1 protein-coding gene is annotated in these 532 nt (G+C 56.2%); it reads left to right on the top strand.

From position 1 onward, the window contains the following. The coding region (locus tag PO883_RS34815) for an RHS repeat-associated core domain-containing protein (RefSeq protein WP_289313847.1) at positions 1-532 on the top strand (532 nt) is incomplete at both ends.

Below are 532 nucleotides of genomic sequence, written 5' to 3'. Positions count from 1 at the left end.
TGCCACGGGCAACCTCATCAGCGACGGAACGCTACGCTACGGCTACGGCAACAACGGGCGCCTGAGCAGCACCACAGGCATCAGTGGCGCGCCCACGCAGTACCGCTACAACGGAGTCGGCCAGCGGACCATGAAGTCTGATGCAACTGGCGCATCGACTTACTTCGTCTACAACGAGGCTGGACAGATAGTGGGTGAGTACAACAGCGTCGGTACGCCGACACAGGAGACGATTTATTTGGAAGGGATGCCGGTCGCCGTTATCAAACCGCGCACGGCGAGCGGAGGGGAAAATGCCTACTATATCTACGCAGACCATTTGGGAGCACCGCGAATGATCACACGCGCCAGCGACAACAAGATGGTGTGGCGCTGGGATGGCGCAAACCCGTTTGGCGAGGATCAGCCTGATGAAAACCCGAACCGCCTCGGGAACTTTACCTTCAATCTTCGCTTTCCGGGGCAATATTATGATAGGGAAACTAATCTACATTATAACTATTTCAGGGATTACGATCCACAGGCCGGACGC

Origin of the sequence: Massilia sp. DJPM01, assembly GCF_030348125.1 — a bacterium.
GTDB lineage: Bacteria > Pseudomonadota > Gammaproteobacteria > Burkholderiales > Burkholderiaceae_D > Telluria_A > Telluria_A frigida.
This window is presented reverse-complemented; position numbering and strand designations above follow the sequence as displayed.